7 protein-coding genes and 2 CRISPR repeat arrays are annotated in these 13,395 nt (G+C 39.1%); of the genes, 4 read left to right on the top strand and 3 right to left on the bottom strand.

Features of this window, described 5'->3' with window-relative positions; translation table 11 throughout:
• Positions 1-24: 24 nt before the first annotated feature.
• The 4 genes from D0T08_RS07305 to D0T08_RS07290 all read left to right on the top strand — a co-directional run bounded on the left by D0T08_RS07305 (position 25) and on the right by D0T08_RS07290 (position 10,431).
• The gene (locus D0T08_RS07305) at positions 25-513 is read left to right on the top strand and encodes a Dna2/Cas4 domain-containing protein (protein ID WP_229238921.1); all 489 of its coding nucleotides are present in this window, start codon (positions 25-27) and stop codon (positions 511-513) included.
• Between the two features lie 9 nt (positions 514-522).
• Complete coding sequence (cas1b, locus tag D0T08_RS07300) at positions 523-1,410, top strand: type I-B CRISPR-associated endonuclease Cas1b (protein ID WP_229238916.1); 888 nt, start codon at positions 523-525, stop codon at positions 1,408-1,410.
• A gap of 156 nt (positions 1,411-1,566) precedes the next feature.
• Positions 1,567-1,830, top strand: a complete 264-nt coding sequence (cas2, locus tag D0T08_RS07295) for a CRISPR-associated endonuclease Cas2 (protein WP_116981935.1) — start codon at positions 1,567-1,569, stop codon at positions 1,828-1,830.
• Positions 1,831-2,032: 202 nt separating this feature from the next.
• A CRISPR array of direct repeats spans positions 2,033-5,058; the repeat unit is 29 nt; unit sequence CCTCTAATCGTACCTTATGGAATTGAAAC.
• Between the two features lie 99 nt (positions 5,059-5,157).
• Positions 5,158-8,903: direct repeats of the CRISPR family, unit length 29 nt; unit sequence CCTCTAATCGTACCTTATGGAATTGAAAC.
• Positions 8,904-9,033: 130 nt separating this feature from the next.
• Positions 9,034-10,431, top strand: a complete 1,398-nt coding sequence (locus D0T08_RS07290; RefSeq protein WP_116981934.1) for a DUF4832 domain-containing protein — start codon at positions 9,034-9,036, stop codon at positions 10,429-10,431.
• Positions 10,432-10,525: 94 nt separating this feature from the next.
• Here the strand turns inward: D0T08_RS07290 and D0T08_RS07285 are convergent, their stop codons facing one another.
• The 3 genes from D0T08_RS07285 to D0T08_RS07275 are packed head-to-tail and all read right to left on the bottom strand — an operon-like array spanning position 10,526 to position 13,256.
• Complete coding sequence (locus D0T08_RS07285; protein WP_229238915.1) at positions 10,526-12,037, bottom strand: nucleoside hydrolase-like domain-containing protein; 1,512 nt, start codon at positions 12,035-12,037, stop codon at positions 10,526-10,528.
• 14 nt (positions 12,038-12,051) lie between these two features.
• Positions 12,052-12,864 carry an esterase family protein gene (locus D0T08_RS07280; RefSeq protein WP_116981933.1) on the bottom strand — a complete coding sequence of 271 codons (813 nt, stop codon included), beginning with the start codon at positions 12,862-12,864 and terminating at the stop codon, positions 12,052-12,054.
• Entirely contained in the window at positions 12,864-13,256 is a 393-nt protein-coding gene (locus D0T08_RS07275; protein WP_116981932.1) for a hypothetical protein, read from the bottom strand. Before D0T08_RS07275 ends, D0T08_RS07280 begins: the two co-directional genes overlap by 1 nt.
• Positions 13,257-13,395: the final 139 nt, after the last annotated feature.

Raw genomic sequence — 13,395 nt, 5'->3', positions numbered from 1 at the left:
ATGCTTTGCCGTCGGAAGGTTTGGCTGCATGCCAATGGCATCCGCATGGAACATACCTCAGAGGTTGTGGCTGAGGGTCGGCTTATCGGGGTGGAGAGTTATCCGCAACGGGCAGAGCGTTGGACAGAAATTGAGGTCTCCGGGATGCTCCCCTACTCTGCTGACACGCCAATCGAACTGGCAGCTAAAATTGACTTCTTTGATCCTCATCTGGGCATTGTGCATGAGGTGAAGAAATCGGTGGCTAAAGAGCAGGCGCATATCGCCCAGGTACAGTTTTATTTATATGTGTTAAGGCTGAATGGCATCAAGGCAGAGTATGGTTTGATAGAGTATCCGAAGTTACGTATAACTGAAAGAGTTAGCTTGACAACAGACGATCAGCAACAGTTAGAAAGCCAGATCAGGAAGGCGCACGCCCTGGTGCAGCAAGAGACTTGTCCGGAGCGGCTTCCGGTCAGCCAATGCAGGTCGTGCAGTTTTTTTGAGTTTTGCTGGGTAGGCGAAGAATAAAACAATGTTATGAAAAAAACGTATTATTTGTTTAATCCGGGGCGGATGTCGCGCAAAGACAATACGCTGAGTTTTACGCCTGTTGACGAAAACAACCGGGAGGGTCAAACGCGCTATATACCCATTGAAACGGTAGACAATATCTATTGTTTCGGGAGTCTGGATGCTAATTCGGCACTGTATAATTTTCTGGGTAAAAACCATGTATCGGTGCATTTCTTCGATTATTACGAACATTATACAGGCTCGTTTATGTCTAAGGATTATTTGCTGGCCGGAAAAATGCAGATTGAACAGACGCGGTATTATAGTTCTGATAAGAAGCGGCTGGTGATTGCCCGGAAGTTTGTAGAGGGGGCTGCTTTTAATATGCTGAAGAACCTTACGTATTATACCAATCGGGGCAAGAGTCTGAGCGAACATATCGACCGGATTGTGAATTATCAGTCGCTGATTGCCGATACCACCCGAATTGACGAGTTGATGGGGATAGAAGGAAATATCCGTCAGGCGTATTACGCCGGATTCGACCTGATAATCAATGATTTTGACATGGGCAGCCGTACCAAACAACCACCCAATAACGAGATAAACGCGCTGATTTCGTTTGGGAATATGCTGTGTTATACAGCTTGTTTAAGCCAGATTTATCATACACAGCTGAATCCTACGATTAGTTTTCTGCACGAGCCTGGGTATAGGCGCTATTCTTTGGCACTTGATATAGCCGAGATTTTTAAACCTATGCTCATAGACCGGGTTATATTTACGGTATTGAATAAACGTCAGCTGAAAGCGAGCGATTTCAGGAAAGAGTTGAATGCGTGTGTGATCAAAGAGTCGGCCAGAAAAACCTTTGTTCAGGCTTTTGAAGAGAAACTGAAAAGAGACCTTTAAACACCGGAAGCTGAGCCGTAATGTATCTTATAAGCACCTGATTAAGCTGGAGTGTTATAAGTTACAAAAACACCTGCTCGGCATGGAGGAGTATAAGCCGTTTAAGATGTTGTGGTAGTGTGATAATTTTAGTTTTGTTGACAAATTTTAAAGTAAATGTATGTAATTTTGGTTTATGACATCGGCGAAAAGCGTGTCGGCAAGATGCTCAAGCATTGCCGCAAATATCTGAACTGGATACAGAATTCGGTATTTGAGGGAGAAATCACAGAGGTAAAATTAAAAGAATTGCTGGCAGGCGCCAGAAAAATAATGGATGAAGCGCGGGATAGTGTGATTATTTTTAAAAGTAGAGATGCGAAGTGGCTGGTTAGAGAAATTGTGGGTGTAGAACGCATGACGACAGATAATTTTTTATGAGGGGATGTCGTCGGTAGGAAGAAAACGAATCAGATTTTGTTCTTTGACATTTTGAAAAACAAAATAAAAACAGCTAAGTCACTGATAATCAATAGTCGTCGGACTCCCGGTAAAATCCTATTACCGGAGTCCGACGATTTTTGTCTTTGTTTTTATGTCAAAAATCGCTTTATTTACCTCTGCAAGGCCGTTTTTCAATCGGCCTCTAATCGTACCTTATGGAATTGAAACTCAATAATTGTAACTATTTCACCATCTTGAAATTTGCCTCTAATCGTACCTTATGGAATTGAAACATGAATCCATACGTTGAATGCCTGGTTTTTCTTCAGCCTCTAATCGTACCTTATGGAATTGAAACTTATTTATAAATACCAGTCTTATCCCGGCATTGTCTGCCTCTAATCGTACCTTATGGAATTGAAACATTATGGTTGGTGGTTACAAATTGGCAAGCTACATGCCTCTAATCGTACCTTATGGAATTGAAACGTTTCAGGCCGCCACAGCAATAGTGCCACGTCTGCCCTCTAATCGTACCTTATGGAATTGAAACACAATAACACTGGCTACATTCCTGCTATTATCACCCGCCTCTAATCGTACCTTATGGAATTGAAACAAATTTAAAAAAAGGTGTTGCGTATGGTTTAAATCCTGCCTCTAATCGTACCTTATGGAATTGAAACCTTTTCTTTGATTCTTCCATCCTTTCTTCATTGATACCTCTAATCGTACCTTATGGAATTGAAACCAAGGTAGTGGCATGTTTCAATTGCACATTTTGCCTCCTCTAATCGTACCTTATGGAATTGAAACAGAAATAGAAATATTGCTATCTCCAACAGCCGAACACCTCTAATCGTACCTTATGGAATTGAAACCCAACAAATTCAAGTGTGCCATTAGATCTTAATTTGCCTCTAATCGTACCTTATGGAATTGAAACTCAAAGAAATCTTTCTTTCAATAGCGGCATTGGCTTCCTCTAATCGTACCTTATGGAATTGAAACGGGTAAAAATTTTCCACCTGAAGTAAAAGCGTTTAACCTCTAATCGTACCTTATGGAATTGAAACTTTTTGTACAAGGTTTGAGAAATGAAAATTAATTTACCTCTAATCGTACCTTATGGAATTGAAACTTTTTGTACAAGGTTTGAGAAATGAAAATTAATTTACCTCTAATCGTACCTTATGGAATTGAAACACCCATTCGGACTTGCAGCCGCTGCACTGGCTTCATTCCTCTAATCGTACCTTATGGAATTGAAACAGTTTAAAAGCTTTCTGCTGAACAGCCCCAACACTTCCTCTAATCGTACCTTATGGAATTGAAACTCCTTAGTCACATGCTCATTAGCTGCATCATCGAAGCCTCTAATCGTACCTTATGGAATTGAAACTTCCCCCACACTTCCGGCACTTCCAGAACGTAGCCCCCTCTAATCGTACCTTATGGAATTGAAACAATTTTCCTGACTTTCATTTGCATCAAGCTTCACACCCTCTAATCGTACCTTATGGAATTGAAACTTATCTCAACAACTACCAAACAGTTCGAATCTGGCCCCTCTAATCGTACCTTATGGAATTGAAACACAAAAACAACAGCAATAAACATTAGGTAGAGTAGTCCTCTAATCGTACCTTATGGAATTGAAACTTATTTCGCCTCACCTTTCCCTGCCGCAATCGGTTCCCTCTAATCGTACCTTATGGAATTGAAACAACTCCGCCGACGGCTCACGCTCTTCCCTATACTCACCCTCTAATCGTACCTTATGGAATTGAAACATTACGGTCAATTCTAATGCAATCAGAATCACTTGGCCTCTAATCGTACCTTATGGAATTGAAACTACGCATTGCAAAATCTAATTGGACTTCCTGGCCCACCTCTAATCGTACCTTATGGAATTGAAACTCAGTTTCGCGGTTAGCTGTCTGATAGGCAAATACAACCTCTAATCGTACCTTATGGAATTGAAACATGGATTTAAGCCAGCATTTAAAGTACATGAGAAGACCTCTAATCGTACCTTATGGAATTGAAACTTGCTGTGTGTCGGGTGATTTCTCATATTGTGAAATACCTCTAATCGTACCTTATGGAATTGAAACATTATAACAATTTACGGGGTGCCGCTACTGATGCCACCTCTAATCGTACCTTATGGAATTGAAACATTTCAGTTAATAGTCTTTTATCAGCTATATCAATACCTCTAATCGTACCTTATGGAATTGAAACTTTTATTGCTTCATTCGTGCTGCATTCGCATCCTTCCTCTAATCGTACCTTATGGAATTGAAACTTGGAAGCACGTATAAAAGATGTGCCAGGATACACACCTCTAATCGTACCTTATGGAATTGAAACCGAACAAATCGAAAATTATCAAAGTTCATGGTTTCTGCCTCTAATCGTACCTTATGGAATTGAAACTTTTACGAGTGCTGAAAGCATTGCAAAAAAGGTCGCCCCTCTAATCGTACCTTATGGAATTGAAACATTTGTACGGAGATATGCGAACCGAATCCGCAAAGACCTCTAATCGTACCTTATGGAATTGAAACTTTAGTCAGGCGGTTCAGGCATCACTAACCAAAGCGCCTCTAATCGTACCTTATGGAATTGAAACAATGATGACATTAATAATTGCACCGCTCCAGATGGCCTCTAATCGTACCTTATGGAATTGAAACGCGACGTAGCGAAATTTATGGAAGGACTGGTAACAGCCTCTAATCGTACCTTATGGAATTGAAACAGTCTACTTGCGATTTGCTTGACTTTTTGCTCAAAACCTCTAATCGTACCTTATGGAATTGAAACATGCGAGTATTAAAAGCACCAAAAAAGCCAAAATTAACCTCTAATCGTACCTTATGGAATTGAAACAATAAACCGTTTTTGCTTTCGGTAGAAGATAAAAGCCCTCTAATCGTACCTTATGGAATTGAAACTTGCAAAAAAGTTAAAGTACTCTTAAAAACTCATTCCCTCTAATCGTACCTTATGGAATTGAAACCTTTTCTCGCAACATACTGTGCGATGGTATCGGCTACCTCTAATCGTACCTTATGGAATTGAAACTTGTTTCGGAATTAAGTTTCCAACTGCATTCCTAACCTCTAATCGTACCTTATGGAATTGAAACTTCACCTTTATGCTTTTTAATTGGCTCATAGCCTTTCCTCTAATCGTACCTTATGGAATTGAAACTCTGGACGGGGGCGAAATCGAATTGTAGGGTACATGCCAGGTTTGTACTGTGTTTGCAGATACCAAAAGTAAAGGGCGAAATCGAATTGTAGGGTACATGCCTCTAATCGTACCTTATGGAATTGAAACAAAATCTATTGTTTTCGGTCGGTGGTATCCGCAATCCTCTAATCGTACCTTATGGAATTGAAACTTTTCAAAGGTCAAGCAAGTACACAGTATTTTACTACCTCTAATCGTACCTTATGGAATTGAAACATAGTAAAAACCTATGGTGCACGTGGCTTAAATTCTCCTCTAATCGTACCTTATGGAATTGAAACATTGCTCCACCCCGCGGGTGCTGTCCCTGACTCAGGCCTCTAATCGTACCTTATGGAATTGAAACAACCAGTTCCGTACAACCTGCCTTATCTCCCACAACCTCTAATCGTACCTTATGGAATTGAAACTTGTTATACTAAGTTGGTTATACGTTGATTAACCGACCTCTAATCGTACCTTATGGAATTGAAACGAAATAAGAGGGGCTTATCACTTAGTAACAGCTGGACCTCTAATCGTACCTTATGGAATTGAAACGGCGTTTGAGAACAGGCAATTAACACGCCGAATAAATCCTCTAATCGTACCTTATGGAATTGAAACTCGGTAGGTGACCCTTTTCTATCAATCGCACTTCACTCCTCTAATCGTACCTTATGGAATTGAAACCATATTTAGCGGCTCGTTTGTCGGTAAGTTTGGCCCCCTCTAATCGTACCTTATGGAATTGAAACCCGCTCGTATCGTGTAAGAAGTTCCCGCAACCCTGGCCTCTAATCGTACCTTATGGAATTGAAACAATAGGAGGCTATCGTAGCGGCTCTCATGGGTACGGTCCTCTAATCGTACCTTATGGAATTGAAACAAAACTTAGCTAAATGCTTCATAGCTAAATTCCTTCCTCTAATCGTACCTTATGGAATTGAAACGCGGTATACATGGGCGGCCGTTCAATTCATGATGCATCCTCTAATCGTACCTTATGGAATTGAAACTTGAATACCGGACTTGTGCCCAATGTGATAGTAACGCCTCTAATCGTACCTTATGGAATTGAAACGCGCAAACGCCACCCGTTTCCCCGTATCATCAATATCCTCTAATCGTACCTTATGGAATTGAAACCAATTAGGCTGCTTCATAATCGGGATAATATTGATACCTCTAATCGTACCTTATGGAATTGAAACTTAGAAATTACCATTAATTATTACCATTACAAATTAACCTCTAATCGTACCTTATGGAATTGAAACGGATTACTCTTATAGTATTCCTTAACTACCTCCTGCTCCTCTAATCGTACCTTATGGAATTGAAACGGTATTTTTAGCTGAACATTCTGGCCTACCTGATAACCTCTAATCGTACCTTATGGAATTGAAACTGCACTACGGCCCCCCAGAGCATTGCCGAACCGGTTCCTCTAATCGTACCTTATGGAATTGAAACTTTGAACTCCCAGAGCCTTGGCTTCATCGCTTCTGGCCTCTAATCGTACCTTATGGAATTGAAACCAAGATACCTTAAGTGCTTATACTTTATTTCATTGACCTCTAATCGTACCTTATGGAATTGAAACTTAGTTGCCAATCCATTTTCTTGAACCCGATCCCTTCCTCTAATCGTACCTTATGGAATTGAAACTAAAGCGGCGGCTGCCAATCCTGCGGGCGAAGCAACCTCTAATCGTACCTTATGGAATTGAAACTACATAAACTCGTCATAAGGCATCAAAGGATTTGGCCTCTAATCGTACCTTATGGAATTGAAACACGGCGTTCTAATTCTTTGATAAAATCAATGTCATTCCTCTAATCGTACCTTATGGAATTGAAACTTGGGTGTTTCTTTATTCGCACAATCGGTATTTTAAGCCTCTAATCGTACCTTATGGAATTGAAACACATTGCATTCGGGTTCAACTGGTAGTGGTGTTTTTCCCTCTAATCGTACCTTATGGAATTGAAACATGAAAATACGCCGTCTTGTTGGGTTGAGCCAAAAACCTCTAATCGTACCTTATGGAATTGAAACTAAACTTTGCTACGTCGCTGGTAGCTGAAATACGAACCTCTAATCGTACCTTATGGAATTGAAACCTTTTATAAGTAGTCTTAATGAGGATATTCCAGTTGCCTCTAATCGTACCTTATGGAATTGAAACAAAGTCTGTTGTGCCTAATTCTGCACCGCTATTTTTGCCTCTAATCGTACCTTATGGAATTGAAACCCTGTTAAAACCTTTGGTGCAAGGGGTATCGCTCCGACCTCTAATCGTACCTTATGGAATTGAAACAAAATCAACTTGGACACGCTACGAAAAAAAGCTGAAACCTCTAATCGTACCTTATGGAATTGAAACGCCGTAACTTTGGCACTACACGTGATTTTGATTAATCCCTCTAATCGTACCTTATGGAATTGAAACGATGAGAATATTTTTAATAATAGCCGTATTGTCGGCCCTCTAATCGTACCTTATGGAATTGAAACCCATTACCAGCCATTTCAACAGGCACAGGCGGTGTGCCTCTAATCGTACCTTATGGAATTGAAACTTTGCGGCTAAGAGTTGCGCCAGTGCGTTCTGGTCGCCTCTAATCGTACCTTATGGAATTGAAACAAGCTAAGTGCTTCAAAGCAGACTTGGAAAAACTACTCTCTAATCGTACCTTATGGAATTGAAACTCTAAATGTATCTCGTGATAATGTTTTAGATTATTACCTCTAATCGTACCTTATGGAATTGAAACTTTGGTGGGAAATTTAAAATGCCACGTACTGAGGCACCTCTAATCGTACCTTATGGAATTGAAACATAAATTGCCCGCGCCATACTGAGAATTTTCTAACGACCTCTAATCGTACCTTATGGAATTGAAACTCAGGAACAGGGCTTTTTTTTAAGGTACTCAAACTACCTCTAATCGTACCTTATGGAATTGAAACTTTTGTGTTTTTATCTCGTACTTCATATAGACAAAACCTCTAATCGTACCTTATGGAATTGAAACGCATTTACCTTCAGGCGCTCTATATCTACAAAATAAGCCTCTAATCGTACCTTATGGAATTGAAACGAGGTTAAAGAAGAGGTTCAACCTAATGAAAAAGTGCCTCTAATCGTACCTTATGGAATTGAAACGATTACACCACCAGTCAAAAGCGCAATAGCAGCTATCCTCTAATCGTACCTTATGGAATTGAAACCTGATAAAATCAGTACTACCTTAAATAGTATGCTCACCTCTAATCGTACCTTATGGAATTGAAACAACCTACAGAAGATTTTGTTAGGCCGCTAATATCAGTCCTCTAATCGTACCTTATGGAATTGAAACGGCCTGAATAGGATTATATGTCCAGGCATTAGTAGCCCTCTAATCGTACCTTATGGAATTGAAACAAGAAGGCAAAGATGATGTCTAACATAATTAATGCAGCCTCTAATCGTACCTTATGGAATTGAAACGTTAGTTATTCTACTTCCTGTTACACCAAAAGCGGCACCTCTAATCGTACCTTATGGAATTGAAACAGTGGTATTTATATGGTATTATACCGTAGTGAATACCTCTAATCGTACCTTATGGAATTGAAACTCCTTTAATTTAAAATCAGTTTTAAGCTTCTTATCCCTCTAATCGTACCTTATGGAATTGAAACTTGGTAGTAAGGATTGATAAAAACTTATCTCCATACCCTCTAATCGTACCTTATGGAATTGAAACTGTTTTAGGGGCTATTTGCTTTATCAGGCTTTACCAGCCTCTAATCGTACCTTATGGAATTGAAAACTTTCAGAATCCTTGTAAAACTTCTAGATATTAATCTTTTAATCGTGTTTCAAAATATCTTAAGCAACATTATTAGGCTTAATTGAGTTACTTAGAAACCAGATTTTGGAAATAAACTTTATTTAGAAACATGAAAATTAGACTATCTCACCTAATCATGACATTTTGTTGCCTTTCGTTTATTGGCAAGCAGAATGTAAATACCTCTTCATTAGTAAAGTATAATGGTTTTAAGCCTACAGAAGAAAGGATATTTAATCCGGAAAGAGGTTTTTACCAGCATTTCGATACAAACTCAAAGTACTACTCAAGGCTTAAAGAGAATATATTAGATACATTAAAACGAGCTAATATCTCCATAATCTATCGAGGATTCTATCTTGACGATTTTATAAATGCCCCAATTTCAAAAGCTTATCTGGACAACGTGCAGGCTGATTTTGATATGCTCCGAAAGGTTGGTCTTAAAGCTGTCATTAGATTCTCATACACAAAGAACTCAAAGGCAAATGTAAGAGACGCTTCAAAAAGCATGATTATCAATCATATCCAACAGCTAAAACCTATTTTTGAAAAGAATGTTGATGTGATTTACGTGGTACAAGCCGGATTTATAGGCACTTATGGCGAATGGCATGCCACAACGCAAGCAGAGTTTGGAATTCCAACAAGAGTTGACTCTGAACCTAATTATCCGGCTAGAAGGGAAGTACTTGATGCTCTATTAGACGCACTACCTGCTAGCCGCATGGTACAAATACGAACTCCCAGATACAAAACCGGTATGTATGGCAATAAAGCTATTACACTTTCAAAAGCATTTAATAAGTCCAATGAATCTCGTATAGGATTTCACAATGATTGTTTTTTAGCCAGTGATACGGATTTAGGAACATATGTGAAAGCCAGAATAAATACTGAATATGGCTTTATGGAAAATCAGACTAAATACTTACCAATGGGTGGAGAAACCTGTAAAGTAAATTCGCCACGTTCTGATTGTCCTAATGCTGTGATAGAACTAAGAAAATTTCACTGGTCTTTTCTTAATATGGATTATCCTATGGAATTAATGAACCAGTGGAAAAGAGGAGACAATTGTTATGATGATATATTTAATAATCTTGGCTACAGGTTACAATTAAACTCAATTAGTTATCCCCAAAAAGTATCTCGGTCAAAGGCATTCAAAGTAGAATTAAATATTGAGAACAAGGGCTATAGTGCTATGTTTAATGAAAGAAAAGCTTATTTGGTTCTGGTTAATACTAAAACCGATAAAGAAGTGAGAATAAAGTTGAAAACTGACCCAAGAAAATGGCTTGGCAAATTTGGTAAAATTGTTGAGCAAATTAAACTTCCTGTTAATACAGTTTCAGGTAAATATCACTTATATCTTTATCTTCCTGATATGTCTGCGTCTATTAAAGATCGGGTTGAATATGCAGTTAGATTCGCCAATGAAGGTACTTGGGATTCAGACAAGGGTTATAATGATTTGAAGGTTGAGTTAACAGTTGGTAATTAGTAAATACATACCAATAATAATGGTATACCTCTTATTAACTAAAAGAGGTTTCTCTGGCAATGAGAAACCTCTTTTAGTTAATCAATCCTTTATCTTACAAAACCGTAATAATCACCCTTTGGTAGCGAGTCAGTGCAGGGGTTCCTTCGTCTTTACCTTCTACAATGATATGCACGGTATCTCCACTGTTTAATGTCGCTGGCAATGTTATTTCTGCCGTTTCGTTGGTTTGCTTACTTATTTCCACAGCATCTTTGGCAGTTCCGGCTTCTTTGTATTGCCAGTAATTGAAGTTTACTTTGTTATTATCAGGGTCTTTGGCGCTTGCTACAATCTGCACTTTGCTACCTGCTTTGGCTTTAATAGTATTGGTTTTCACCGACACTTTTGGTGCATGGTTGGCATTTTTAAAGTCTTTTACGCACCAATCGGCACGAGAGGCAAAGTCTAATTGAATAGGCTCTATCCAACGGGTTTGAGGATAAGTTAAATCCATCTTCTGCGTAAATGGATTATAATCAGCCACCTCTTTGCCATCTTCCCAACGATTCGGATTCTCGGCTGATTGTTTCAATCTACCTCCCCAACCGCCATACGATGGATTCTGAATATTACCTAAGCCTACATCAATCAGGTGCAGATAAGAAGGTGAATCTCCCTCTGAAATAAAATCGTACTTACCAAATGCGCCCCACTGACCAGTCTTTACTTTGCTTAAATCACCATGTATATGCTCATCATCTCCCTCTTGTTTTTGTCCGTCGCCATAGCTATAATACATCTTCGTCAATGGCCCATGATTATTGATGATTTCATCACCCATAAATTTACCCTCCAGTAAATAATGCTGCGATTGAGGAACAGCTCTTTTCCAGGGATATGCAAAGCACCAGAACTGGCTGGCATTATAGAAAACCTTAATGTCTTTCCAATTAGGAGCCACGTATTTTTTATAAGTAGCGTCCTGGTCAAGAATAGCATAAATTATGGCCTTCTGACATACTTTTTTATATATCTGCGACCATTGAGGCGTATTCTTATACTGCTCTTCTATAGATTTCAATGCTCTGGCAATGGTATTTGTTCCACCCCAAACCTGCAGATAAATAGGTTCGGTGGTTGCATCCAGTAATTTGTTTTTGATATGCTCTGAGCCTTCGGTCACCTTCTCCATTTCTCCCTCAAAATCAATATTTCCTACTTTTATCAGTTTGCGAAGCGAATTGGCAGTCGGAAAAGATTTATCATGCAGCATAAGGTTTGGATATACTTTTTCGTAAGCTCCAATCAGGTCCTGCATCCAGGTAACACCCGGCCAGCGAAGGTCAGTTTTTTCTTTGTACAGGTTTTTAGTCATGGCCATTTCAGAAACAAACTTAGTGCCTTTGCCATCGCCTTTATAATGCCACATCGAACTGCTATAAACCAATCCCTCTATCCTGAACTCATTCGCATATAGCAACATTCTGATAAATGAATCCACATCATCTATCTCGCCATCAGTGGTTACTATGGTTCGCGGTTTTGATTGTCCGTTGGCCGTATTCATTAATAGTATCAATCCAAAAAACAGGGATAATACTAATTTAAGCTTTGTTTTCATCATATATATTTTAGGGTTTACTTGAATGCTAATTGAGCAAATTCGCTCAGATATAATCTCCATGAGTTCCAATCGTGCGTGCCCTCATTCTCTCTATAAGTATATTTAAAACCAATCTCATCGTATAGCTCTTTCATTTTTACCACGCTCGAATACAGGAAATCGTCTTTGGCCATGCCTATCCAATATACTTTCGGGCTGTTCTTTTGTAACTCCTTCAACTGCTTCACATGGTCTTCTTTTTTATAGCTACCATCTTTGATAAAGGTGGAGAACAATCCCATACTCATCACGCCAATATACTTAAATTTATCCGGATTGGCATTGGTGATGTTCTGTGTTTGGTAGCCACCCATTGAAAACCCGGTCAATGCCCGGTGGTTTGCGTCAGCAATTACCCGATAGTTACTTTCAACGTAAGGAATCACATCCTTTACCAGACTTTCTTCAAATTTGCCTGATGCCATCGAATTAATACCCGGCGCTACTTTATTCTGCATAGAAGCACTGCGGTCTAAAGGCGCGGCAGTCGTAACCAGATTACCATTCGTAATCACCATAATCATCGGTTCGGCTTTTCCGGTAGCTATCAGATTATCTATAATATAATTGGCTCTACCCCTACTCAACCATACTTCTTCGTCTCCACCACCGCCATGCAATAGGTATAAAACGGGATACTTATTTTTGCTTTTATCATATCCCGGAGGGGTATAAATAAACATTCTGCGCTCTGAACCCAGAGAAGCAGAGTTATACCAGACCGCTTTTAAATCACCATGCGGAACAGGTTTTACATCATATATATCTGCCTGCGCACCCGGTACCATCAATCTGTTCTGAATCCAGGCACCATCAATCTGTTCTGAATCCAGGCACCATCACGGGTTACCATGCTACTATTGGGGTCAAGGGTCGGAATACCATCCAGAATAAACTCATACTCATACATATCTGATGGTAATGGGCCTACTTTTACTTCATATACTGAATCCTTTTTCACCATCGGAATCATATTTTTAAATGACTTTGGCCATGTGCCTGATACTGAATTGGCGTCAGGTGCTTTTATACGGAAGACAACCGAGTTATCCGGAAGTATCTCAGGTGATACAATTTTACTTGGCCGGCGTTGCGCCTGTGCTAAAAATGGCAATACCAGAAGCATTAGCCAATAAAGCATATTTTGTTTATTGTGTAAAAAGAAAATACCTTTTTTCATCTTCAGATAGTTTTATAATTTTTTAAATAATTACTTTAACTTATTTTTGATTGCGAAAGTAAAAGCAAAAATTCATTTGTCAAATATTTTCGTTTATTTTCTTTTTATTTCTTTTATTTTCTTTTAATTTTACTTCAAG

It is taken from the genome of Emticicia sp. C21, assembly GCF_003418935.1.
Classification (GTDB): Bacteria; Bacteroidota; Bacteroidia; order Cytophagales; family Spirosomataceae; genus Emticicia.
The sequence above is the reverse complement of the archived record's forward strand: the minus strand, read 5'-3'. Positions and strand labels throughout refer to the sequence as shown.

What these genes read in the sequence shown, in the direction of transcription:
- cas1b (WP_229238916.1), top strand. Translation starts at nt 523, where the DNA reads ATGAAAAAAACGTATTATTTGTTTAATCCGGGGCGGATGTCGCGCAAA.
- D0T08_RS07290 (WP_116981934.1), top strand. Translation starts at nt 9,034, where the DNA reads ATGAAAATTAGACTATCTCACCTAATCATGACATTTTGTTGCCTTTCG.
- cas2 (WP_116981935.1), top strand. Translation starts at nt 1,567, where the DNA reads ATGTATGTAATTTTGGTTTATGACATCGGCGAAAAGCGTGTCGGCAAG.
- D0T08_RS07275 (WP_116981932.1), bottom strand. Translation starts at nt 13,256, where the DNA reads ATGAAAAAAGGTATTTTCTTTTTACACAATAAACAAAATATGCTTTAT.
- D0T08_RS07285 (WP_229238915.1), bottom strand. Translation starts at nt 12,037, where the DNA reads ATGATGAAAACAAAGCTTAAATTAGTATTATCCCTGTTTTTTGGATTG.
- D0T08_RS07280 (WP_116981933.1), bottom strand. Translation starts at nt 12,864, where the DNA reads ATGGTACCGGGTGCGCAGGCAGATATATATGATGTAAAACCTGTTCCG.